The organism is Lentzea sp. JNUCC 0626, assembly GCF_043632865.1.
Taxonomy (GTDB): domain Bacteria; phylum Actinomycetota; class Actinomycetes; order Mycobacteriales; family Pseudonocardiaceae; genus Lentzea.
In genome coordinates, this window is record NZ_CP171635.1 from 6,987,077 (window position 1) to 7,010,146 (window position 23,070).

At 66.6% G+C, this 23,070-nt stretch carries 25 protein-coding genes; 13 read left to right on the forward strand and 12 right to left on the reverse strand.

The features are described from left to right. The first annotated feature begins 1 nt into the window (after position 1). Positions 2-2,104 carry a S9 family peptidase gene (locus tag JNUCC0626_RS31990; protein WP_394614484.1) on the forward strand — a complete coding sequence of 701 codons (2,103 nt, stop codon included), beginning with the start codon at positions 2-4 and terminating at the stop codon, positions 2,102-2,104. Between the two features lie 64 nt (positions 2,105-2,168). Here the strand turns inward: JNUCC0626_RS31990 and JNUCC0626_RS31995 are convergent, their stop codons facing one another. After that, positions 2,169-2,810: a putative glycolipid-binding domain-containing protein gene (locus JNUCC0626_RS31995; protein ID WP_394614485.1), complete on the reverse strand. Its 642-nt coding sequence runs from the start codon at positions 2,808-2,810 to the stop codon at positions 2,169-2,171. After that, positions 2,811-2,981: an antitoxin gene (locus tag JNUCC0626_RS32000; protein WP_089907918.1), complete on the reverse strand. Its 171-nt coding sequence runs from the start codon at positions 2,979-2,981 to the stop codon at positions 2,811-2,813. A 189-nt stretch (positions 2,982-3,170) separates the two neighbouring features. Here JNUCC0626_RS32000 and JNUCC0626_RS32005 point away from each other — a divergent pair, with 189 nt between their 5' ends. Further along, on the forward strand, positions 3,171-4,487 hold the full coding sequence (locus JNUCC0626_RS32005; RefSeq protein WP_394614486.1) for a BNR-4 repeat-containing protein: 1,317 nt from the start codon (positions 3,171-3,173) through the stop codon (positions 4,485-4,487). An 89-nt stretch (positions 4,488-4,576) separates the two neighbouring features. Here JNUCC0626_RS32005 and JNUCC0626_RS32010 read toward each other — a convergent pair whose 3' ends face one another. Beyond that, the gene (locus JNUCC0626_RS32010; protein ID WP_394614487.1) at positions 4,577-5,788 is read right to left on the reverse strand and encodes a thioester domain-containing protein; all 1,212 of its coding nucleotides are present in this window, start codon (positions 5,786-5,788) and stop codon (positions 4,577-4,579) included. A gap of 313 nt (positions 5,789-6,101) precedes the next feature. Beyond that, entirely contained in the window at positions 6,102-7,307 is a 1,206-nt protein-coding gene (locus JNUCC0626_RS32015; RefSeq protein ID WP_394614488.1) for a DNA cytosine methyltransferase, read from the reverse strand. Positions 7,308-7,369: 62 nt separating this feature from the next. Here JNUCC0626_RS32015 and JNUCC0626_RS32020 point away from each other — a divergent pair, with 62 nt between their 5' ends. Next, the gene (locus tag JNUCC0626_RS32020; protein ID WP_394614489.1) at positions 7,370-8,128 is read left to right on the forward strand and encodes a hypothetical protein; all 759 of its coding nucleotides are present in this window, start codon (positions 7,370-7,372) and stop codon (positions 8,126-8,128) included. A 6-nt stretch (positions 8,129-8,134) separates the two neighbouring features. Here JNUCC0626_RS32020 and JNUCC0626_RS32025 read toward each other — a convergent pair whose 3' ends face one another. After that, positions 8,135-9,427: a hypothetical protein gene (locus JNUCC0626_RS32025; protein WP_394614490.1), complete on the reverse strand. Its 1,293-nt coding sequence runs from the start codon at positions 9,425-9,427 to the stop codon at positions 8,135-8,137. Between JNUCC0626_RS32025 and JNUCC0626_RS32030 the strand changes: the two genes are divergently transcribed. After that, positions 9,407-9,580 (forward strand): hypothetical protein, encoded by a 174-nt coding sequence (locus tag JNUCC0626_RS32030; protein ID WP_382442341.1) that lies wholly within the window; start codon positions 9,407-9,409, stop codon positions 9,578-9,580. The genes JNUCC0626_RS32025 and JNUCC0626_RS32030 overlap by 21 nt on opposite strands. A 159-nt stretch (positions 9,581-9,739) precedes the next feature. On the opposite strand, the gene JNUCC0626_RS32035 is transcribed toward JNUCC0626_RS32030, so the two are convergent. Further along, positions 9,740-9,949, reverse strand: coding sequence for a hypothetical protein (locus JNUCC0626_RS32035; RefSeq protein ID WP_382442340.1), 210 nt, complete (start codon positions 9,947-9,949; stop codon positions 9,740-9,742). A 114-nt stretch (positions 9,950-10,063) separates the two neighbouring features. Here JNUCC0626_RS32035 and JNUCC0626_RS32040 point away from each other — a divergent pair, with 114 nt between their 5' ends. Then, positions 10,064-10,873 (forward strand): NAD-dependent epimerase/dehydratase family protein, encoded by an 810-nt coding sequence (locus tag JNUCC0626_RS32040; RefSeq protein ID WP_394622143.1) that lies wholly within the window; start codon positions 10,064-10,066, stop codon positions 10,871-10,873. Here JNUCC0626_RS32040 and JNUCC0626_RS32045 read toward each other — a convergent pair. Beyond that, the gene (locus tag JNUCC0626_RS32045; protein ID WP_394614491.1) at positions 10,818-11,729 is read right to left on the reverse strand and encodes a ribonuclease Z; all 912 of its coding nucleotides are present in this window, start codon (positions 11,727-11,729) and stop codon (positions 10,818-10,820) included. The genes JNUCC0626_RS32040 and JNUCC0626_RS32045 overlap by 56 nt on opposite strands. 24 nt (positions 11,730-11,753) lie before the next feature. On the opposite strand from JNUCC0626_RS32045, the gene JNUCC0626_RS32050 reads away from it, so the two are divergent. Beyond that, positions 11,754-12,578 carry a serine hydrolase domain-containing protein gene (locus tag JNUCC0626_RS32050; protein ID WP_394614492.1) on the forward strand — a complete coding sequence of 275 codons (825 nt, stop codon included), beginning with the start codon at positions 11,754-11,756 and terminating at the stop codon, positions 12,576-12,578. Here the strand turns inward: JNUCC0626_RS32050 and JNUCC0626_RS32055 are convergent. From JNUCC0626_RS32055 to JNUCC0626_RS32065, 3 genes are all read right to left on the reverse strand, one after another. Further along, positions 12,562-12,888, reverse strand: a complete 327-nt coding sequence (locus JNUCC0626_RS32055; RefSeq protein WP_285635835.1) for a hypothetical protein — start codon at positions 12,886-12,888, stop codon at positions 12,562-12,564. The two genes, JNUCC0626_RS32050 and JNUCC0626_RS32055, sit on opposite strands and share 17 nt — an antisense overlap. 31 nt (positions 12,889-12,919) lie before the next feature. Next, entirely contained in the window at positions 12,920-13,747 is an 828-nt protein-coding gene (locus tag JNUCC0626_RS32060; protein ID WP_394614493.1) for an SDR family NAD(P)-dependent oxidoreductase, read from the reverse strand. Between the two features lie 184 nt (positions 13,748-13,931). Then, positions 13,932-14,774 (reverse strand): SAM-dependent methyltransferase, encoded by an 843-nt coding sequence (locus tag JNUCC0626_RS32065; RefSeq protein WP_394614494.1) that lies wholly within the window; start codon positions 14,772-14,774, stop codon positions 13,932-13,934. A 392-nt stretch (positions 14,775-15,166) separates the two neighbouring features. On the opposite strand from JNUCC0626_RS32065, the gene JNUCC0626_RS32070 reads away from it, so the two are divergent. The 4 genes from JNUCC0626_RS32070 (at position 15,167) to JNUCC0626_RS32085 (ending at position 18,338) form a co-directional block, all read left to right on the forward strand. After that, entirely contained in the window at positions 15,167-15,859 is a 693-nt protein-coding gene (locus tag JNUCC0626_RS32070; RefSeq protein ID WP_394614495.1) for an HIT family protein, read from the forward strand. A gap of 77 nt (positions 15,860-15,936) precedes the next feature. After that, the gene (gene thiL, locus JNUCC0626_RS32075; protein ID WP_394614496.1) at positions 15,937-16,908 is read left to right on the forward strand and encodes a thiamine-phosphate kinase; all 972 of its coding nucleotides are present in this window, start codon (positions 15,937-15,939) and stop codon (positions 16,906-16,908) included. A 3-nt stretch (positions 16,909-16,911) separates the two neighbouring features. Continuing rightward, positions 16,912-17,679, forward strand: coding sequence for a hypothetical protein (locus JNUCC0626_RS32080; protein WP_394614497.1), 768 nt, complete (start codon positions 16,912-16,914; stop codon positions 17,677-17,679). Further along, positions 17,670-18,338, forward strand: a complete 669-nt coding sequence (locus JNUCC0626_RS32085) for a class I SAM-dependent methyltransferase (RefSeq protein ID WP_394614498.1) — start codon at positions 17,670-17,672, stop codon at positions 18,336-18,338. The genes JNUCC0626_RS32080 and JNUCC0626_RS32085 overlap by 10 nt, the downstream gene beginning before the upstream one ends. Here JNUCC0626_RS32085 and JNUCC0626_RS32090 read toward each other — a convergent pair. Further along, positions 18,286-18,696, reverse strand: a complete 411-nt coding sequence (locus JNUCC0626_RS32090; protein WP_394614499.1) for an HIT family protein — start codon at positions 18,694-18,696, stop codon at positions 18,286-18,288. The two genes, JNUCC0626_RS32085 and JNUCC0626_RS32090, sit on opposite strands and share 53 nt — an antisense overlap. Before the next feature lie 204 nt (positions 18,697-18,900). Next, on the reverse strand, positions 18,901-19,614 hold the full coding sequence (gene cmk / locus JNUCC0626_RS32095) for a (d)CMP kinase (protein ID WP_394614500.1): 714 nt from the start codon (positions 19,612-19,614) through the stop codon (positions 18,901-18,903). A gap of 794 nt (positions 19,615-20,408) precedes the next feature. On the opposite strand from cmk, the gene JNUCC0626_RS32100 reads away from it, so the two are divergent. The 3 genes from JNUCC0626_RS32100 to JNUCC0626_RS32110 all read left to right on the forward strand — a co-directional run bounded on the left by JNUCC0626_RS32100 (position 20,409) and on the right by JNUCC0626_RS32110 (position 22,089). Next, entirely contained in the window at positions 20,409-20,822 is a 414-nt protein-coding gene (locus tag JNUCC0626_RS32100) for a hypothetical protein (RefSeq protein ID WP_394614501.1), read from the forward strand. Beyond that, a complete protein-coding gene (locus tag JNUCC0626_RS32105) occupies positions 20,819-21,439 on the forward strand; it encodes a helix-turn-helix domain-containing protein (RefSeq protein WP_394614502.1) in 621 nt (206 codons plus the stop codon). The genes JNUCC0626_RS32100 and JNUCC0626_RS32105 overlap by 4 nt, the downstream gene beginning before the upstream one ends. Before the next feature lie 98 nt (positions 21,440-21,537). After that, on the forward strand, positions 21,538-22,089 hold the full coding sequence (locus JNUCC0626_RS32110) for a DUF2637 domain-containing protein (protein WP_394614503.1): 552 nt from the start codon (positions 21,538-21,540) through the stop codon (positions 22,087-22,089). Positions 22,090-23,070: the final 981 nt, after the last annotated feature.

Below are 23,070 nucleotides of genomic sequence, written 5' to 3' on the forward strand. Positions count from 1 at the left end.
CGTGATCACCGACGCCAACTACCAAGCCGCAGAACAACTTCTCCGCCGTCCCGCCGCACCCGGCGAGCTCGTCGTCGGTGACCGCGTCCGTCCACAATGGATGGACGACGGACGGTTCTGGTACCAGGTCCGCGATGGCGCCACCCGCGAGTTCGTGGTCGTCACCCCGGCCGCTCGCACCCGCACCCCGGGCTTCGACCCGATGCCGTTCATCGCGGCCCCCGGCAACCCGCTGGAGGTCAGCTCACCGAACGGCGAGGTCGCGGTCTCGCGTTCCGGCCACGACCTGTCGGCTCGCTCCGGCGACCGCACGTGGGCGCTGACCACCGACGGCGAACCGGGATTCGGCTACGGCTACGGCCCGGACGCCATGAGCTACGGGACGTTGATGCGGAAGTTCGGCATGCCGCACATGCCCCCGGCCGTCGCGTGGTCCCCCGACTCGTCGAAGGTCCTCGCCCACCGCACCGACCAGCGTTCCGTCCGCCAGACCCACCTGCTGGAGTCGCGTCCGGCTGCCGGTGGTCCGCCGGTGACGCACGTCCAGCACTACGCCTACCCCGGCGATGCCGCGATGCCGCTGGCGTCGTTGGTGGTGTTCGACGTCCAGGCCGGGACTTCCGTCTTCGCCCAGTGCGACCCGCTGCTGATGCCGGAGTTCTCGCCGATCATGGCGGGCTGGGCGTGGTGGTCGTCGGACAGCACCGCCGTCTACTTCCTGTCGCGGCCCCGTGACCAGCGCACGTTGACGTTGAACCGCATGGACGCCTCGACCGGCGAGGTGCGGGTCGTGGTCAGCGAGACTTCTTCCGATCGCGTCAGCCCCAGCCAGTTCATGTACGGCCTGCCGCTCGTGCGGGTGCTCGCCGACGAGGTGCTGTGGTTCTCGCAGCGCGACGGCTGGGGTCACCTCTACCGCTACTCGCTGACCACCGGCGAACTGCTGGGCCAGGTCACGTCCGGTTCCTGGCTGGTGCGCGAGATCCTGCACGTGGACGAGGACCGCCGCGTCCTCTCGTTCGTGGCCTCGGGTCTGGTCGCGGAGGACCCGTACCGGCGCACGGTGTGCCAGGTCGGGCTGGACGGGACCGGGTTCCGGATCGTCACCGACGACGCGCTCGACCACGTCGTGACGGTGTCGCCCTGTGGCTCGTGGTTCGTCGACTCGGCGTCCACTGTGGACACGCCTCCGGTGATTTCCCTGCGCTCCTGGGACGGCTCGATGCTGGTTCCGTTGGAGACCGCGGATGTGAGCCGTTTGGCGGCAACGGGGTGGACCGCGCCGGAACGGTTCTGCGTCAAGGCGGCTGACGGCGTGACGGACGTCTACGGCGTGCTCTACAAGCCTGCCGGCTTTGATCCTTCTGCCAGTTATGCCGTGGTGGACAGCGTTTATCCCGGTCCGCAGGTCACGCGGGTCGAGCCGTGCTTCGACCCCGGCGGCATGGGACTGGACGCGGAACCGTTGGCAGCGCTCGGTTTCGTGGTCGTTGCTCTGGACGGGCGCGGGACGCCCGGACGTTCCGCGGCGTTCCTCCAGAGCAGCCTCGCCGCGGCGGGCGGTCTGGACGATCACGTGGCGGCGTTGGAACAGCTGGCCGCGTCACGGCCGTGGATGGACTTGGAACGCGTGGGCGTCATGGGCCACTCGGGTGGTGGGTTCGCTGCGGGGCGCGCGATGCTGGAGTTCCCGCAGACGTACCAGGCCGGTGTCGCATTGTCCGGGTCGCACGACGCGCGGTACATCGGGCTGGGCTGGGCCGAGAACGTCGACGGCGCCGACAACCCGGATGCGTGGCTGCGGGCGTCCAACGTCGAGATCGCGGATCGGTTGGAGGGCGAACTGCTGCTCGTGCACGGCGAACTCGACGACACCGTGCACCCGGACCACTCGTTGCGGCTCGCGGACGCGTTGATCGCGGCGGGCAAGGAGTTCGAGCTGGTGATCGTGCCGGGAGCCGAGCACCTGTTCATCGACCGGATGGCGTACGTCCGCACGAAGGCGTGGGACTTCCTGGTGCGCGCGCTGATGGGCGTGGAACCGCCGAGGTACCGACCGGCACCGATCGTGATCGACCCCGAGGTGCTGGGAGAGATGCTCTAGCGAACGCGTCATCGACGCCGGCCACGCCTCGTGCGCGTGGTCGGCGTTTCGCGTCGCGACCGCCCTAGATCCGCTTCGAGATGAGCGGGTACTCCAGCACCAGGCCGTTGGGGTCGACCTTGATGTTCTGCTCGAACCCGCCGCTCTTGAACCGCACCACCGAGACGTCGTCCCCCACGGACACCGTCTTGTACGTCTGGGTGACGGCCTTGACCGACAGGTCGGGCAGCGACACGCGGACGACGGGCAGCGCGTGCTCGCCCGGTTCGCGGTGCAGGCCCAGGCGGCGGATCGGGATGGCGTTGAACAGGACGGCGAACTGGACGTCGACGTCGAGGGCGTCGTTGAACGTCTCGCGTTTGCTGCCCTGGCCGTGGTCGACCAGCCAGGCGCCGTCCTCGGTGCGGGACAGCGAGCACTGGCGTTCTTCGAGAACGGTGGCGGTGCGCAGCAGCAGGCGGTTGACCTGGCCGCTCTCGCCGACCGACACCTCGAAGGAGGCGTTGAACTGCTCGTCGGGGCCTGCGGCCACCAGGCGACCGGACGCGCGCAGGCGCTGGTCGCTGGACAGGAGCAGGCGGACCTGCTCGAGCCTCGGCTCGTGGATGCCCTGCCAGGTGATCATGTCCGGCCTGCGGGCAGAAGGAGAGCGGGTCTCTCCGGAAGAGGTGACCCGCCCTGCGTCAGTGGCGTTGAAGGAGTTCACTCATCCACCTGGAAGGATGTCCTTGATCTTCTCGGCAACCGAGTCGACCTGCTCTTCGTGACCGAACTTGCCTGCGACGAAGTCCGCCGCGGCATCGATGCCCTGGTCGACCTTCTCGTGGTTCTGCTCTGCGAGGTCGAGGGCCTTGTTCTTGATCTCGTCGAAGTTCATGTCCTGCTCCTTCACTCCTGACGCAGGGTACCCGAGTAGGCCCCGCGTGTTGATAGCCAGCGATCACGCTAACTGTGCCTGGACAAGTTGGCTGGGTGACAACAAAGATGTCGATACCGCCGCCTGGGTCGGCCGCCGTCGCGGTCAGAACCAGGAGGATGTTCGATGGCACGACTCCTGCGTGGAGTTATGTCCGCAGTACTGCTGTTGCCGCTCGTCGCGGTCTCCTCGGCCAACGCCACGGCCGACGTTCAGGGGAACGCGAAGTTCACGGTGACTACCACGGCCACGTCCGTCGCGGCCCGCAGTGACCGGCGTCCGGTCGCAGGCGGTGTCTACGACAAGAAGGTGAACAAGACGTTCATCTCGTGGGCGGGCAGGTACGAAGACAGCTACGTCCAGACGTACGACCACCGCAAGTCCACGTGGTCCACGCCGAACCGCATCGCGGACGGCGCCAACGACACGCACAACTACCCGACCATGGTCCAGGCCAAGGACGGTCACCTGCTGATCTTCCGCGGCATGCACAACGTCGAGTTGCGCATGTCCCGTTCGCCGCAGCCCAACTCGGCGGACGGTGTGTGGGAAGAGACGCTCCTCTCGAAGAACGCGGCCACGTACCCGATGCCGTTCGTCACGCGTGACGGCACGATCTACGTGTTCTACCGCGAGACGACGCGTGACCTCGACGGCACGACGCCGACCGACACGCGCCCGATGCTCTACGTGGTGTCCAAGGACAACGGCAAGACGTGGAAGACCTCCACGGAACTGACCGGTGACCGCTTCGCGATCGGCTCGACCGCCCGCGCGGACAACATGAACGAGATCTACATCGGCCAGCTCCGTCTCCAGGACGACGGCCGCGTGCTGATCGCCTACACGCTCGCCGGCGGTGGTCCCGAGGGCAACAAGCACGACCGCTACCACCGCAACATGTACTACACGTGGTTCAACCCGCAGAACCGGCACTTCTACTCGGCGTCCGGCAAGGATCTGGGCACCCAGATCGACGACGCCGACCAGGAGAAGCACCTGAAGATCGCGGAGACCCCGCTGACGCTGCCGAACAACGTGAAGTCGCCCGACTACATCCAGCAGGTCGGCTCGACCCTCGGGCAGCCGTTCGTGCTGTGGTTCATGGGCGACGAGGCCGGTGGCCCGCTGCACAACTTCCTGTCCGTCTGGAACGGTCGCAAGTGGGAGACCAAGGAGGTCGCCCGCGGCCTGCGCACCCGTGAGGTCGAGCAGGTGGACCTGTTCACGTGGCGCGTCTACGCCACCGAGGACGGCAAGCCGAACGTGAACACGTACCTGGTGCGGCTGGGTCGTTTCTGGACGCCGGAGACCGTCATCCCGACGGCCAAGCCGGTGCAGCGCGTCGAGGTCGTGGAGAACTTCCGCGACCCGGCCCGCGCGATCTTCTCCGGTGCGTCGTCCGACCGGGACGCCGCGATCGCCGACGGCGACATCTCCGTGGCGGGCGTGAAGAGCCGCTGGTGAGTCGTTGCAAGTCGTTCTGAGGAAAGGCAAACGCCCCCTGCTCCGGCGCGGAACCAGGGGGCGTTCGTCTTGGGGGCTAGCTGCCTAGATCAGGCGCCGGCCTTCTTGCGACGGACCACGAACAGCGCACCGACACCGGCGCCGACGAGGACCAGACCGCCGAGCAGCGGCCACAGGATGGACGCACCGGTCGAGGCCAGGTCGTCCTCGCCGCCACCCGGAGCCGGGTTGGCCGGGGTGGTGGAGGTGGTCGCCGGCGGGGTGGTGTCCGTCGTCGTGGTGGTCGTGGTGGCGGTGGTCGTCGTGGTCGTGGTCGGCGGGACGCCCGCAGCCTTCCAGGACGCCTTGGCCTCCTTCTCGACCTTGGCCTTCTGCGGCTGCGCGACGACGAGCGACTGCGCGGACTTCGTGTTGTCGCCGTTGCTGGCGACGAACAGGCGACCCACCGCGATGTCGGCCTGGGCCGAGAGCTTGAAGGAGGCCTCACCGTCGGCCGTGCCCTCAGGAACGTTCACGTAGAACTCGGTGATGTTCTCGAGGCCCTTGATCGAGAGACCGTCGGCCTTCTGCTTGACCTCGAGCGGGGTGCCGTTCTTGTCGACGATGGTCACGCCTGCGGGCAGGTTGCCGGTCAGCTTGACCTCGGTCGCGGTGGTCTTGACCGTGAACGGGCCGAGCTTCTGGCCGGGCTTGCCGTCGAGGGACGTGGGGTCGATCGACAGGGTCGGCTTGACCTCCTCCTCGGAGGTGGCCTCAGCGACGAACTTCTTGTAGAGCTCGATGACCTGGGGGTCGTTCTGCTTGTTGTCGACGTCCAGGCCGAAGTTGTCCGAGAAGTGCCAGAGCGCGGCCTGCGTGGCGGCGATGACGTCCTGCTTGTCGAGGTCCTTGATCTTGAAGGCGTCGCGGACCTCCTTCACCGGCTTGTTCGGGTAGGAGCGGTTCAGGATCCAGAGGATCTTGCCCGCGTTCTCCTTGAACTTGGTGCCGCTGCCGGGGTGGTCCTTCCACGGCACTTCCTTGAGGACGTCGCCGTCCTTGAGGGGGGTCGGCAGCTCGACGCAGTACGCGAGGACGTTGGAGCGGTCCTTGTCGTCCTCGATGCGGAGCTTGATGACCCAGGTCGTCTCTTTCTTGAACTTCGGCTCGGGGTCCGACGACTTGAGGTGCACGTCGTGGCCCTGCTCCTGACCACCGCGGTCCGGGGTGATCTTGACTTCGGCCTGGGCCGGAAGGGCCGAGAGGGTGAGGGCGACGGTCGCGCCGAGCAGCGCTGCGCCGATCCTGAACCGGGAAGCCATGGGTCTCCTCTTGCTCACTGAAGTTAGCCCGAACGCGGCGGGAAGTCAGTCATCCGTCGGGACGGTCGGCTCGTCGACAGCGACACAGAACCGACAGGAAGCGACCGGGACGTTAGCCGATGGGGTGACACACGTATGAGTGAGGTGAGGTGAGCATCACCCACTATGCGTGAGCAGCCAAAACATACTCAGGGTGTCCACAGTGGATAGGGCTGCGATGCATTCATTCCGTCAGGTGACGTTAAATTCGTTGCCGAACAGTTACCAATGCAGGCAACCCGCTACGGATGATCACCGTTAGGGGTTCAACCGGTTAGGCAACCAATTCGGCAACTTCGGTGGGACGAATGTCACCCGGACGCAGCGAGGTGCCGCGCAGGCACATCTCGCGGGGTTCCGGGCGGTCGCCGGTGAGAATCCACCGGGTCAGTCCGGCCAACTGGTAGGCGATGAGTGGCGGAACGGCGTCGCCCACGTGCCGGTAGGCGTTCCCGAGAATCGAGACGTCGAAGCGGAACTGGCGCGGAAACCCTTGCAGGAGTGCCATCTCGCGGACCGTGCACAGGCGGTGCTGGACGGGGTGGGCATATCGCCCGTTGCCGACGTGGCCGCATTCTCGCTTGATCGTTCGGGCCGGCTCGTCCCACCACATCCGGCCGTAGACGTCGGGGTGGGAACCCCAGTTCTGCTGTTCGACGATCTTGCGTTGTGCCGGATTCAACAACTCGGCGGTCTCCGGTGAGCGGAGCAGATCAGCCCACGATCCGCCGTTCGCCGGAATCGCCCGCATTCTTTCGAGACTGCGGTCCTGGGAAAAGGTCGGCGAGACGTGAATGGGGTCTTCCAGGTCGGCCACGCCCGCCTCGACGGCGGGGAGCTTGCCGATCGCGCGGCGGACCGTGGTCGCGGACGGGCGGATCACCCGGCCCTCCCACAGGTCGTCCAAGGTCAGCAGCGGCAGGCCGCCGTCGACCGCGACCATCAGCGTCCGCTCGCGCAGTTGCGGAAGGCCGAACTTCGAGAGCATGTGCGTGCCGCCCCAGACGGAGTACCCGATTCGGGTGAGTTCCTCGGCGAGGCTGTTGAAGTGGTGGCGCTGCTTGCCCTTCACGAGCTCGCGGGCGTTCTCCATCAGCACGACCTTGGGGCGCAGCTCCTGCGCGTACACCGCGATCCGGCCGACCAGCGAGTTGCGCGGGTCGTCGCGCAGGTGGTTCAGGGAGCTGATCCGGCTGAAGCCCGAGCACGGCGGGCACGCCAGCAGCACGTCCAGTTCGCCGCGGCGCAGGCCCCACACCTCGCGCAACGCGGCCGGCGAGACCTTGCCGAGGTCGACCTCCAGCGGGTCGACGCCGATGTTCACGCGGTAGGTGTCGTTGCAGCGCAACGAACCCAGCTTGGAACTCGGCTTGCCGATCTGCGCGTCGGCGGCACCGACGACCCGGAAGTCGCGGTGGGCGTGGAAGCCGAAGCTCATGCCGCCCGCACCCGAGAAGATGTCGGCCACCGAGAAGGACACGGCGAGATCGTACGGGCGAGGCGCCGAGGAGGTTTCCGTGCCATCCCGTACCTTTCCCGCCTATGGAGCTGCCGCGCGCCTGGCAACGGCCCGACCCGTTGCGCGGCCTCGACAGGATTTCCTGGACCGAGGTCTACGACGGCCGGGGTGGCGCCGGTCGCGTGCCCCGTCTCCTGCGCTCCCTGATGGACGCGAACGCGGACGTGCGCCTGGATGCGCTCTCATCGCTCGCAGAACGGCTTCTCACCGACGACACGGTGTCGGAGGCCTCGTTCTGCGCCGTGCCGTTCCTGGTGGAACTGGGGGCGTCCTACAAGGTCACCGGCGACGTGCGAGACCGGGTGATCTTCCTGCTGGCCGCCATGGCGTTGGCGGGCAAGGGGTTCACCGAGGACGGACGGCGCACGCACCGCCGCTGGAACGCGCTCGGCCGCGAGTTGCCGCGCACCGCGCCGGACTGGCTGACGCAGACCCGCCACGCCGTCGCCCAGGGCGCGCCGAAGATCTTCGAGGCGCTGGCGTCCGAACGGGTCGCGTGTCTCGTCGCGCTCGCCTGCGCGGTGCCGGAGAAGCTGCCGTCGTTCGTCGTCGGGCTGATGAACGAGATGGTCGAGCTGCCGAACGAGGAGATGCTCGCGGACGCCGCGGAGATAGCCGTGGCGCTGCTGAAGGACGCTCCCGAGTTACTCGACGTCGACCTGCCCAAGGTGCTCGGCGAAGGGCTGGTGCGGCCCGCGCACCAGCCCCGTGAGGTCACCGCCGCCCTGCTGGGCTACCGGTCCGCCCTCGTCTCCGCGTACGGCGACGAGGGCGCCTGGTAAGCCTGCTTAAGCGGTCACAGCCTCTTCGAACGTCTCCTCGACCGGCATGGTGTCCTCGACCGCGATCGCGGGTTCCAGGGCACCGAGGCCCGTCCCCCACTCCTGGTCCGCCAGCGCGAACGCGGCGACCGTCAGCGCGGCCACCGGAGCACCCACCGGCATGTTCTCGCGGTGCAGGTCGAGGTCGAGGCGGCCACCGATCGGCGACGGCGACAACCGCAGCGTCGCGTGCGCGGGCTCGTCGGCGTGCGCGAGACGGCACGCCCAGCCCGTGAAGATCACGCGGCGCTCGTCGACCTCGGTCGGCTGCACGGCGCGGACGTTGGCGCCCACGGCACCGGCGCGGTGGTTGTCCGCGGCCTGGAGCACGAGCTCCTCGAACTCCATCGAGGAGATGTCCAGGTCCCAGCCGGCAACCAGGGCGACCTGGACGAGCGCGAGCGGCAGGGTCGGGACGGCGTCCTCGAAGCACACCATCGCGCCGCCGTAGCGGGTGTTGATCTCGGTCGGCAGGAAGCCGTCCTCGGTCGCGATGCCGTCGAGCGTGAACGTGCCGCGGTAGCCGACGGTCTCGCGCAGGTGCTCGCCGACGCGGCGGGCCAGGTTGCGCATCTCGTCGCGGATCCACACGGGCGGGTCGTAGAACGACGCGCAGCCCGCGTAGAGGAACTTGGCCTGGCCCTGGCGGCGCGGCACGACCATCTCGATCGGGCGCAGCACCGCGGTGCCGTCCGGGAAGACGATGCCGTGCACGCTCACCGGAATGCCTTCCAGGAACGGCATCACGCGCACCTGGTCGCACTTGGGCGCGAGCACGTCGAAGGCTTCCTTGGCCTCCTCGTACGACCGCACGCGGCGCACGAAGTTGGCACCGCCGTTGATCGCGGGGCCGTCACCGGACCAGACGACGCCGGCGCCGCGGTCCAGCATCTCCGAGGCGCCCCAGAGACGTTCGAAGTCGAGGTCGAACACCATCGCGGACGCGCGGCGGGCCGACAGCTCGTCCCACAGCGCGTCGATGGTGGTCTTGTTCTCCAGGGTGACCCAGTCGTGCTCGCGCGCGTTGATCACCGGACGGCCCTGGAACTCGCTGATCTCGTTGTAGGGCGTGCTGATCACGACGGCCTCGCGCTGCGCGTCGAACTCGCCCAGGATCGCCTTCACCTCGGCGCCCGGCTTGGTCAGCAGCTTGCCGAGACGGCGCTGCTCGACCGCGACGAGGCTGCCCTTGATGCCCAGCGAGACCCAGCGGGCGATCTGCGAATCATGCAGCGGCGCGTGATCGTCGGTATCGAGCACGAGCGTATGGCGAGCGCCGAGCGCATGGAGTTCCTGCGCGCGCTTCGCCAGACGGGTACCACCGGCCAGCACTACCAGCCGGTCACCGAACAACTTGCCGAGACGCGCGTTGAGCGCGGAGAGGACATGATTCATCGCCGAAAACTCGCTTAAGAGAAGCGGAGGACGTGACCGGCGAATGCCGGGTAGCGCGTAGCGTAGAGCCACCCGGTATGCGTGTCGAAGCACGGTCCGGCAACGGCCGGATGAATCTTGCTGCGGGCCTGTCGGCTCAAGCCCGCTCTCAAGATGATCTGCTGATGATCTCGCTGCTCAGAGCGAGCGTGCCGCGTCCCGGAGGACCTGGTCAACGCGGTTGAGGAAGCTGCGCTTCGGGTTGATCGACGGCAGCGGCGCCGTGAGTTCTGCGGGCTGGGGTGCGGGTGCGGCTCCCACGATCTCAGCCACGTTGCGCAGGAACTCCTGCCGCTTGAACTCGTGCACGGCGTGATCGTGCAGGAGTCCGGCGATGCTCGTGTGCACAGCGCGATGGGGGTAACTCACTTGGGTGTTATCGGCGCGGTCGGCGTCGACCTTTAGGGTCAACTCGTGCGAGTTCTGGTGACCGGCGCCACCGGGTATGTAGGCCGCGAGGTAGTGCGTGAGCTGCGGGTTCACGGACATGAACCTGTTGCGTGGAGTCGGCGCCTGGCGGAACCAGTCGAAGTCGAGGGCGTCGACGCCGTCATCCACCTGGCTGCGGCGGCCAGGGTTCGGGAGTCGTTCCATGACCCCATTTCGTACTACGAGACGAACGTCGGCGGCACGCTCAACACGCTGAAGGCGTTGAAGGGGCAGCGATTCCTGTTCGCGTCGACTGGTGGGGTGTACCGCCCCTCAGCAGCCGTGCTGACCGAGGACTCACCCCTGGAACCCTCCTCCCCGTACGCCGCGACGAAGGCCGCCGCCGAGGAGCTCGTGGCGTGGACCGCGAGGTCCGGACGGATCGGAGCGACCACTCTCCGTTTGTTCAACGTCGCTGGAGGTGGTGACACGGACACCAGTCGGGTGATCACCCGGGCTGTCGCGTGCGCCGCCGGAACCGTGCCTGGCATGGAGGTCTACGGCGACGGCGGGGCGGTGCGCGAGTTCGTGCACGTGCGCGACGTCGCCGCCGCGTTCGTCGTGGCGCTGGAGGCGTGCGAGGTGGGCACGTCGTCGGTCTACAACGTCGGCGGGACGGCGGCGTCGGTGCGGGACGTCCTGGACACCGTCGAGACGGTGACCGGGCGGGCCGTGGAAGTGACCTGGAAGCCCGCGCACCCCGGCGAGGTCCGCTCGCTGCGGGCGGACACGTCGCGGCTGCGGGCGTTGGGCTGGGAGCCCCGGTTCCCGTCGCTGGAGGAGATCGTCAGGGACCAGTGGCGCGTTTCGGCACCGGAATCCGGTCCAGGTCCTTCGCGATGACGATCTCGCCGTCGAACTCGGCGGCGGCCTCGGCGTGGAACTCGGCGGGGTCCTCGTAGCGCTGGCTGAAGTGGGTCAGCACGAGCTTGCGGACCCGGCAGTCCCGTGCGACGCGGGCGGCCTGCTGGGCGGTGAGGTGCCCGTGGTCGCCCGCGAGCTTGGTGTCGCGGGCCAGGTAGGTCGACTCGATCACGAGCATGTCGGCGTTGTCGGCGAGCTCGAAGACGTTGTCGCACAGCCTGGTGTCCATGATGAACGCGAACCGCTGGCCCTTGCGGGGTTCGCTGACGTCCTCGAGCCGGATGCCGTTGAACTCGCCCTGCTGCTGCAGCGTGCGGACCTGCGGGCCCGCGATGCCGTGTTCCTTGAGCTTCTCGGGCAGCATCCGGTGGCCGTCCGGCTCGATCAGGCGGTAGCCGAAGCTGTCGATGCCGTGGTCGAGTTCGTAGGCCTCCAGCCTGCCGAACCTGCCGTTGGCGATCTCGCCGTCGTCGGTGACCGGCACCTCCTTGATGTCCGCCGCGTCGTAGAACGCGCTGGCGTAGCGGAGGCGTTCGAAGAAGTGGGCGCCTGAGGCCGGGTAGTGGGCGTGGACGGTGTGCGGCACGCGGTCGAGGGACAGCCGCTGCACGATGCCGGGAACGCCCAGGCAGTGGTCGCCGTGGAAGTGGGTGATGCAGATCCGGGTGATGTCGCTCGCGGCCGCGCCCGACCTGAGGAGTTGCCGTTGGCTGCCGTCTCCCGGGTCGAACAGGAAGCCCTCGCCGTCCCACCTGAGCAGATAGCCGTTGTGGTTGCGCTGGCGGGTCGGGACCTGGCTGGCCGTTCCCAGGACGATCAGTTCCCGGACTGTCACCCCCCTGACGCTAGCGTCTGTCCCATGCGGAGCGTGGAAGTTGCGGCGACTTGGCCTGTCGAGAACGTCGCGGTGGCCGTGGTGACGGCCGGCGAGGGCGTGGTGGGCTCGCTGGGTGACCAGCAGCGCGTGTTCCCGCTGGCGTCGGTGACGAAGCTGCTGACCTCGTACGCGGTGCTGGTGGCCGTGGAGGAGGGCGCGGTCGAGTGGGACCAGCCGGCGGGGCCTGAGGGTGCGACCGTGCGGCATTTGATCTCGCACACGGCCGGGTACGCGTTCGACAAGGCCGAGGTGCAGGCCGCTCCGGGCACTCGGCGCATTTATTCGAATGCGGGCTTCGACGTTTTGGCTTCGTTCGTGGGCGAGGCGTGCGAGATGCCGTTCGCGACTTATCTGCACGAGGCCGTTTTCGAGCCGTTGGGGATGAAGTCCTCGGCTTTGGTCGGTTCGGCGGGCGCCGGTGCCGAGTCCTGCGCCGCTGACCTGGCGTTGTTCGCCGCCGAACTGCTGTCGCCGCAGCTGGTCTCGGTCGAGTTGGTCTCCGCGGCGACTTCGGTCGTCTTCCCCGAATTGAACGGCGTGCTGCCCGGTTACGGAATGCAGAAGCCGAACGACTGGGGGCTCGGTTTCGAAATCCGCGACTCGAAGTCACCGCACTGGACGGGGAATTCCTTCTCGGCTTCGACCTTCGGTCACTTCGGGCAGTCCGGGACGTTCCTGTGGGTCGACCCGACGATCTCGGCGGCCTGCGTGGCGTTGACCGACCTGCGGTTCGGGCCGTGGGCGGTCGAGGCGTGGACGCCGTTCTCCGACGGCGTCCGCGCCGAGCTGGTCAGTCGGCGAGCCTGAGGGCGAGCTGGCGCAGGATCTCCTGCACGTCGGCCTCCTCGTAGTCGTTCTCGTAGGCCTGCGCGACGCCGTGGAAGGCGTAGAGCAGGCCCGCGGTGAACCAGCCGAACTGCGACAGCACCTGGTCCATCGCCTGCTTGAGGGCCTGCGCGCCTGCCTCGTTCAGCTCGCCGTCGACCTTGACCTCGTAGCTGAACACGCCCTCCTGCAACGACTTCAGCGCCATCCGCAGGTAGTCGTTCGAACCGGCGCCGTCGTAGGTGAGCGTGAGGACGCCGAGCGCCCGCTGCATGATCTCCCGCTGCTCCACGCCGCCACTCTGCCTGTTGATCAGGCGTCCGTCACCTTCTGACACCCCATCGGACCCAGGCCGGATCTTCCTGCTCGAGCTGCTCCTCGAAGGCCTCGGCGATGTCGTCGACGTCCCAGGCCTCCCGTTCGAGGACCGGTTCCAGCGGCGAGGTCTGCCCCATGACGTGCAACTTGCCGTGCGCGAACCGGACGAGCTGCCCGGTGACCTTGGCCGCGCGGTCGCTCAGCAGGTACGTGACCAGCGGCGCGATCGTCTCGGGCGGTCCGCAGGGGGTGGCCTTCGTGTCGCTCGCGGCCATGTTCGTCCAGGCGACCGGGCACACGGCGTTGACCCGGATGCCCTTGTCGTGCAGCTCCGCCGCCGCCCCGGCCGTGATGCTCGCCACGGCGCCTTTGGACGCCGAGTACGTGAGCGCGGTCGGCTGGCCGACCATGGCGACCGAGCCGAGGTTGACGATCGAGCCGCCGCGCATGCTCCGGACCGCCGCGTTGGTGCAGAAGAGCGTGCCGAGGACGTTGACCTCGATCAGTTCGCGCATCCTGGCGGGATCGTCGTGGCCGAGTTCGGCCTGGTAGCGGATGCCGGCGTTGTTGACGAGCCCGTCGATCCGGCCGAACGCCGCCGTGCACGTGTCGACCATGGCCTCGGCCTGATCGGGGTCCGTGACGCTGCCCGCGCTGACGACGGCCTTGCCGCCCATGAGCGAGATGAGGTCGGCGACCTGCTTGGCGAGCGGCTCGTAGACGTCGTTGACCACCACCGCGGCACCCGCAGCCGCCGCGTGCGCCGCGAACGCCCGCCCCAAACCCTGCCCGGCGCCGGTGATGACCACGGCCTTGCCCGCCAGAATCGCCATCCGTCGATGATGGCGATTCCGGCGGCGCGAACGGTCCGTCACGTAGACGAGTGGCGACTGTCGGCGCCGAACGGCGTACGTGACACGACGACCGGTCGTTGCCCGTTTCCGCAGATCAACCATTGTGGAATCGATTGCAGCCGGGACCCGTTCGCAGTAGAAGCTCTAGCGGTGTGACGCGCGACTAACCGGGCTTGCGCGCCACCCACCGCGCCACCGAGAACACCCCGGCGGCCCGCGCCGCATCGAGCACGCGCTTGCCGTCGTGGATCACGGTGTTCTGCTCGCCCTCGTACTCGCCCCAGCCCTGCCCGTCCTCCGGAGGCGTGGACCCCCAGCACTCGACGTCGGGGAAGAGGTCCTCCGCGGCCTCGATGATGAAGCCGGACGCCGACATCATCTCGCGGTACTCGTCCAGCGTCCCGAGCCCGGGAATGGAGATGACCTCCTCGACGGGCCCGATGAACGGCGCGATCTGCTCCTCGCTCTGGTACTCCCCGAACGGCCGGCGAATCCAGTCGACCCCGATGAGTGCCGCACCGGGCTTGAGCACCCGGAACGCCGCCTGGAAGAAGGCCGCCTTGTCGGGCAGGTGACACACCGACTCGTAGAAGCTGACCATGTCGAGCGACCCGGTGGGCCAGGGCGTGAGCGTCTTGTAGTCCTCGTCGCCGACCGTGAGGAACACGGCCCGGTCACTGAGGTCGTGCTCGGCGGCGTACGCGCGCGCTTGGGCCGAGAGCCACTCGTTGTTGGAGATGCCGATGACGTTCGCACCGGAGATCTCCGCCGTGTAGACGGCCGTGCCGCCGACCCCGCTGCCGAAGTCGAGCCCGGTGTCGCCGGGCCGCAGACCGGCCGCGTCGACCTGCTTGCGTGCCAACGCCTTCGCGGCGTCCTCGGGCGACAGTCCCGCCCGGTCTGCCGCCAGGTCCCCGTGGTGCCAGAACTGCCCCATGAGCGCGTGGTAGGCGGGCCCTGCGTGGTTGTAGTACTCGCGGACCTGTTGCTCGACAGTGGTGTTCACCAAAACCCGGCCTTTCGTTGGGCTCCGACACGGGCGATTCGTCGGCGCGAGGTGGCTCAGGCCGACGATTCCCAACGCTAGTGTCCTGTTCAACCAGTTGTCCACGATCCCGGTCGGGACCCGGCCCGGTCAGGCCGACTGCCCTCCACCGCAATCCAGTCGCCCGCCGCGCACATGAACAACACGCGACTTCCCGAAAATTCCAACCGGCAAAAGAAATGACCTCGCCACTCACTCACAAGATTCCCAATCAACCAGAATTGGCCACCAAAAGTGACACGCCAGGCGAGCGTTCCCAGAATGACTATAATTCCGGACTGCGACATTCGAGCTAACCTCGGTCAGCGCACCCTGTTCTGACATCGAACTGCGCCACGATCGCACTCACGCCAATGGTGAGAGTCCGACACGAGGGGCCGCAGGTGATCAACATGTCGCAGTGCGATGGTGCCGACTTCTGCGAGGAAATCGGCGGAGCCACCGACACGTCGTTCAGCCGATTCTACGAAGGCGATCCGCCACATCGGCGAGCGTGGTCAACCGAGAACTTCGAAGTGCTGGCCGACATGTCGCCGTTGACAACAGGGCACCTCCTGCTGCTCCCCCGCAAGCACTACATCTCGTTCGCCCAGGTGCTCGGCGCTCATCCCGACGAAACGGAAGAGCTGCTCGAGAACATCACGAGCATCTACCGCGAGACGTTCGGCGAGCCTTTGGTCCTGGAACACGGTTCCGGCGCGGACGAAGAGAGCCACGCCTGCATCACACACGCCCACCTGCACCTGCTCCCCGCCGACGCGGACGCGGTGGACGAGCTGCTGATCCGCGACGAGCTGAGCTACGTCGACCTCGAGTCGATCACCGATCTGAGCGAGCCGCCGTGGCCCGACTCCGCGTATTTCCTGCGCCATCACCGCGGGCGCAGCCGCGTTTACATGCCCAATGGCAACCAGAAGCGCCAGTACCTCCGCTCGATCGTGGGCGCCACCCTCGACATCCCCGATCCGGAATGGGACTACGCACTGATAGTCCGCAAGGAGTGTCTGCGGCGAACGATGGAACTGGTCGAAAGCTGGTCGCTGTGAAATCCGACGAGCCCACCCGACTGGCCAATGTGATCATGAATCTCTTCCGCGACCAGAGCACTACCACAAAACAGTTCGTGGTGGACGAGAGAAGCACGGTCGACCTGATCGCGGGTGCGGACGCCCAGGACGACTGCGCCGTCTTCCGCATGAGCGGAGCACAGGAGCTGGTGGTCGGCTCCGACTACGTCCGCGGCCCGAAGTTCCGCCTTTACGAAATGGGCCATCTCACCGAGTACAACCTGGGGCACTACCTCGTCGCCGCCAACGTGAGCGACATCGCCGCCATGGGCGCGATTCCTCTCGGACTGCTCTCCGTCGTGCGCTATCCGTCGGACATGAGCGACGAGTTGTTCGAGAGCGTCATGCAGGGCATCAAGGACGCCTGCGACAGGTTCCGCTGCCCCAACATCGGCGGTGACATCGGCAGCGCCGAGCGGCTCATCCTCTCCGCGTCCGCACTCGGCACCTGCCGGCTCGGAGGCACGCTGTTCCGCAAGGGCGCCAAGCCCGGTGACCTCGTCTGCATCACGGCTCCGACCGGGCTGGCCGGCGCGGCGATGGAGTACGCACGCGCGAAGCGACCCAGCCAGACGATCGACGACCTCCACCTGGAGACGTTGCTCGACAGCTGGCGCAGTCCGACAGCGCGGGTGGACGAGGGAATCGTGCTGGGCGAGAGCGGGCGGGTCTCCTCTTGCCAGGACACGTCCGACGGGCTGAAAGCGACCATCGAGTGCATCGCTTCCGCGAGCGGGGTCGGTATCACGATCTTCGAGGACGCGGTGCCCGTGCCGGACTCGGTGGCCGAGGTCGCCCGTCACCTGGACCTCGATCCGCTCGGGCTCGTCTTCGGCGACTCCGTCGACTTCGAACTCACCTTCACCGCCCCACCGGCCGCCGTCGACCAGTTGAGCGGGCACCTGGACCTGCACGTCATCGGCGAGGTCACGGACACCTGCGAGGTCCTGCTGCGCAGGCCAGGAGGTGGCCACGCCTCGCTGCCCGGCAAAGCGTGGAGACACATCCCCGAAGAAGCCGGCAGGTAACGGGTGAAGCTGGGGACAGCCAGGCTGCTGGACAAGTCCGGGTTGCTGATCGCGACGCTGGGGCTCGCCGGAAAGGCGTACGACGTCCCGTCCAAGCAGTTCTGGGACGCGCTGTTGCAAGGCCGCGGCTACCTACCGCTGGTGCTGCTCGGCCTGGCAGGCGTGTTCGGCGCGTTGACGCCGTTCGAGGGCTACCAGAAGCGCTCGACTCTCGATCGCACGGTCACGATGCGCCGCAGGATTCTGGCCGGGTTCGGCCGGATGCTGGAGATCAGCAGCAAGATCGAACCCCGACTGGACACCGGCGACCTCGCGATGCACATCTGGCGGAAGAAGCGCACGTTCCGCCATCCGATCGGCGGAGTGCTCACCAGGATGAGCACCTACCGCATGTCGACCCATCCGGTGAACCGGAAGTTCTCCCCCAAGCGAGGCATCGGTGTCGTCGGGCTGTGCTGGGAGTTCAACAAGGAGATGTACTTCAACGTCGACCCGCTCATCAAGAGCCTGACGACTGAACAAGCGTTCAACGACTACGTGCAGGAGCACGGTGCGGAGTCGGTGATGAACCTGTCGTGGAAGAACTTCAACGATTTCAGGCACCGCACGGCGTTGCTCGCCACACCGATCCGCAACGGCCGCAACAAGTTCATCGGATGCATCAGCGTCGACGCCAGCCGGGGTTTCGAGGTTCTCCACTGTCGGGACCTCATCGAGGAGATGACCGAGCTGGGTCTCGCGGTAGGGCAGGAGAACTTCGAGTGCACCTAGAAGAACCGGACCTGCGCGCGATCATCGCCACGACCAGACGACAGTACGACGAGAACGCCCTCGCGTACGCGGCGAAGACTGACGACCTCGCCTACTTCCCCGGTCTGCAGGCGGAACTGGAGAGGTTTCACGCGGCACTGCCACGTGGCCCTGTCCTCGATCTCGGCTGTGGTGCGGGTCGCGACACTTGGCACCTCGTCTCGCTGGGCACCGAGGTGGTCAGCGGTGATCTGAGCGTCAAGCTGCTCAAGATCACCGGGAGAGGGCAACAGCGGAACCTGGTCCAGCTCGATCTGATGGACCTGCCGTTTCGCGACGGCGCGTTCGCCGGCGTGTGGGTGTCGGGCGGGCTGCTCCACCTGCCCAGTTCCTCGCACCCCAGAGCGTTCCGCGAGATCCACCGCGTCCTGGCGGTGGGCGGTGTCACCTCGATCAGTCTCCGCGAAGGCGAGTTCGAGGGGTGGCGCAAGGGTGAGCGCATGGAGGAGGACCGGTGGTTCACCCTCCGCCACCCCGATCACGTCACCGCGGAGATGGAGTGCGCGGGCTTCGACTCCGTCACCTGGACGCACTGCGGACGACGCAACTGGTTCATCGTCGAAGCGATCAGGAGCGGGGAGCCCACTCCTCGGGATGAGGCCCAGGCAGGATCTGCCTGATGCCGCCACGAGGATCCTCGACGTCGCCCTCGTACCGCGGGATGAGGTGGATGTGCAGGTGATCGACTGTCCGGCCCGCGGCGGTGCCGTCGTTGACACCGATCGTGTAAGCGGCAGGGGTGAACTCGTCGTCGATCTTCTTCCGCGCGTCCTGCATGAGTTCGTAGGCCTCGGCCACCTCCGCCGCCGTCAGGTCGAAGAACGACTCGACGTGCCGCCGAGGCACGAGCTCGACATGCCCTTTCGAACTCGGGTAGTTGTCGAACCGGACGACGAAGTTGGGACTCTGCACCAGGATCTCGTGCAGAGAGCCGTCGTGCAGCTTGCAGAACAAGCAATCAGCTTGAACGTTCGGCATGGCTCCGGCACCTTTCGTCTCGGCCGACGACCACATAATGCCTCTTTTCTGCCGTTCCGTGGAGATCATCCACCTCATTTCGACGTGGATGGACCGTAACGCGAGGTCTGCGAGAATTCTGGACACGATCTGGCGTCCACCGTTCGAGTGCGCCAAGTTGTGATCTTGTCCAGAAAACTGCTAGCACGTCAGCGTCGCTGGTGATCATGGAATCGTTACAGCGTCACACACAGAGGTCATTCGACCGAGTACTTCGTCGAGAGTGAGATCGGTGGTGTCGATGTTAATCGCGTCATCTGCCGGAACCAGAGGCGAAACAGTCCTCGACATGTCCGCCTCGTCACGTCGAATAACGTCCTTGAGCACGTCTTCATAGGAGCCTCGACGCTCCTGTTCCACCCGCCGGTGTGCCCGCACCTCCGCACTGGCGGTCAGGTAGAACTTGATCAGCGCGTCCGGGAACACCACCGTGCCGATGTCGCGCCCCTCGACGATGCATCGCCCCTGGCGGGCGGCCCAGAGCCGCACCAGCTGCGTGACCCGCCTGCGGAGCTCCCCGATCCGGGCCACGTCCGACACCGCGACGTTGACCGCGGGAGACCTGAGATCCACGCCGCGATATCGCTCGGACGTCAGCAGGTCCTGGTCCTGGCTCTCGTGGACGAGCTCGTCACACAGCCCGACCACGCTTTCCTGATCGCCCGTGGACAGACCACGACTCAACGCCTCGAACGCGATTAGGCGATAGGTTCGCCCGCTTTCGAGATAGCCGAGACCGAACCGTTCAGCCAAAGCCAGGCAGGTGGTCGTCTTCCCCGCGGCCGCCGGTCCGTCCACGGCCACTACAACGGGGATCACCCGGTCGAGGGAATGCGTTGCATTATGCTCCAACGTGCCGCCTGGAGCTAACAAGTCCATGCGCCACGATATCACGCAGGATGCTTACCAACGAATCTTGATCTGGCTCCACGAATGTGAATATCCGCGCGCATCTTTGTTTCGAACACAGTTGAACGATGACATAATCCCAGGTCACGAAGCTAAACCCCGAGGACACCCCGCAGCACGGCGATCAATCAACAATGCAAGGAATTCTTGACGAAATGGAATAGTGTCCCGATTCGCACCGGGACCGCCCCGGCCGCCGACCGCCCTCGCCGGCCATCCAGCAACCGGCCCCAGACCGCCACCTGCCCGACGGATCGCGCGGCGGCACGACGAGTGACGAGCGCGACAGACACCGGGAGATGTGGCCTGACTCACCACGCCCGCGAATACCCGAGGAACGACTTCCCTCGAAAGCGAGAACCCCGCCCACAGTGACTGTGGGCGGGGTTCTCCGACTGCGCGCTCGACAGGATTCGAACCTGTAACCTTCTGATCCGTAGTTCTTTCAGCTGCGTGATTCCGCGTCCGACCCAGTCCGCTGAATCCGTATCTATCCAGGTCAGAGGACGATTGCGTCCACTCTGTCCGTAGACGTCCGTGCAGTTCTCGAACGTCCGGGCACCCGCGGGGCACCCCTTGTGGCAGCCCCAGACAGACCTCCGCGGTCCATACCGCACCGATGAAGCCACTGCCAATCCGGCCCCGGCTGCCCTTCGCACGAGCACCAGGGCTGGCATCGGACCTCGGAGGTCTCCGACATGCACGGCAACAGTTCCGATCACGGCCGCACATCGACCCCTGTCGCAAATTGTCACGGTGACGACTTGAGCATCGAAGCGATTCGACGCGGGCTCGACTCTCCCCCACAGTCGCTCGAACACATGTTCGAGCGCTGGTCTGCAGCGCGGGACCGATCCTTTCTTGCGATGGCGGTCCGGCAGTGCCCACCTGAGATCGACGATCTGCTCAGCGAACTCACGTACGGCACCAGCATTGCCCGAGAAGTGACCTCCGGCCGCTGGTGCGTTGTAGCTCAACTGCTTCGTACTTGCACCGACAGCACGAACTTCTGGTCAGTCATCGGCGACGCACTGGCCATGACAGAGCTGCAAGCCAAGGAAGGCTTCCACGCCTGGCTTGAGAGCCAGAACAACTTGCGACACACGACCGGCAGGTTCGGTTTCACCGACGCCGAGGCCGACATGCTGCACCGTCTCGCCGAGGCGGCGTCCTGGTGAGCATCGAAGCAATCAGCTGGGCGCTCAACGACGCACCCATACCGCGCGACCGACGCGATGCCTCAAGTCTCGCCGCCGTTCTCATCGGGCTGGCCAACCACGCCGGCCCGGATGGACGCAATGCGTTTCCCTCCCTCGACACCCTCGTCCACTACACCCGTCTGTCGGAACGAACGGTCCGCTATGCCCTGCGAACGCTCGAAGAACTCGTCCTCATCCGGCCGTCGGATCCGGACATCGTCGCCGCCTACATCAAACGCGCAGACCGTCGGCCCAAGGGCTACGACCTAGCATTGCGCCCCTTCCACAGGGCTGTGGATAACTTCGCTGACGAGGGGCAAGCAGTGCCTCCCGTTGACCCGCACGAGGGGCAAACACCGCAGGAACGGGGGGCAAACAGGCCGGCCACGAGGGGCAACAGCTGCCCCCGAACCGTCCCTAACCGTCCAGAGAACCGTCCTGCGAGCGAGTTGCGGCGCCCCTGCGGCCAGTGCGACGCCCGTCCTGGAGACCCCATCTCAGCGAGGTTGGTGTGGCTGGACGAGCAGAAGTCGCGCTCGGTCCTCTGTCCTCGTTGCCATCCCCGCGGCACTCACACGACGGGGGCCCACCCGTGACCGCTGCAAACGGTGACCTGATCCTCCAGATCCGCCAGGCCCTGGACGAAGCTCTTGCCGCAGGTCGGCCAGCACCAGGTCGCCCCACCTTGGTCCGCATGACCGGCGCCACCGACCACGCCGTTCGCAAGGCCCTGGCGGAGCTGGCACCAGAGGGCTCCAGCCCTGGCGAAAGTACGGCCACCACACCTGATCTTGCCAGCAACGCCGACGGTCTTCTGGTGGCTTGGGCGGGGTTCGTCTTCGGTTCGATCATGTCCATCGCCGCCAACGTGCTGAGTACCTGGCTACCAGCGGCGCACCAGCCCGCAGGCTGGTCACCAGGCCTGGCGCCACAGATCGGAGCCGCGGTCTGGCCAATCGGGCTGTTGGTTTCGATCGAGGTGCTGTCTCGCGTGCGATGGCCGCGTGGCTGGTTCTGGGTCCTCGCTCGATTCGGCGGTATCGGCGTGGTCGCCCTCGGGTCCGCGATCATCTCCTATGGCCATCTGCGCGACGTGTTGATCGCCTGGCACTACAGGCCGCTGGCGGCGGCTGTCGGTCCGCTGGTGCTTGACGGCCTCATGGTGCTGTGCGGTTTCGCGCTGTTGGCGATCAGCCGATCCAGGCGAAGTGCGCCACGTGTCCAGACGACTCTGGATGCGAGCTGAGGCCTAGTCCAAGTTGCACATAGTGATCGGTTAAGCACATCGCCCGACGCCCCGCATCTGACGCCACCAGGTCGTGCTTTGAGAGCGGTGTCCTTCGACATCTTGGTCGCACAGCTCCAACTTTCTCGTCGGACCATTTGCCCGGCAACGCCGATGCTGTTTGGGCGTTAGGCTGCGCAACTGAGCTATTCAAGAAGTGTTTTCCCGCGTACGCGGGGTTGGCCCCTCAACCCAGCTGATCTACACGCCAGGCGTAAAGTTTTCCCCGCGTACGCGGGGGTGGTCCCTCGTAGCGGATGTCGCACGGGGCGCACCAGCCGTTTCCCCCGCGCGGGGTGATCCCTCGACGGGGAACCGGGCGCCGTTCGCGCGGTTGTTTCCCGCGCACGCGGGGGTGGCCCCCTGCCACTGGCGAGCGTGGCATCGGAAACGACGTATTCCCGCGCACGCGGGCGTCCCATCAAGGGCGCCCTTGACCAAGGCGTTCGCCGGGTTTCCCCAGCGTACGCCAGGGGCCCCCGAATATCGCCGTCTGAACAGCCTGCGGTGATGTTCTCCCCCGCCTACACTGGGATGTTCCTTGCAGCGGGATCGACCCTGGAGTCACCAGTTGGCCCTCTCCGCACACGCGGGGGTGTTCTCATGGCTCAGATAGCCCGCCAAGGCCGAGGCGGGTTTCTCCCCACACATGTGGGGATGATCCCTTCCAGACCTTTCTGTTGATGATTGCCTCGTAGTTCTCCCCTGCGCACTCAGGATGATCCAGTTGGACACGAGCGGGCTTCCGGCCAGGCCCGTTCTGGTCGCGCACGCGGGGTGATCCCGAGCCTGCGTTCACGACGCGAATCACTCCCGAGTTCTTTCTGCGTCCGCAGGAAGAACTCGACGACTTAGCGCTGATTCGTCGAGTTCCCCGCACACGGGGGTGTTCCCTTGCAGGAGACCTGGTCTTCCACGAACTGGGCGTTCACCCTCCACACG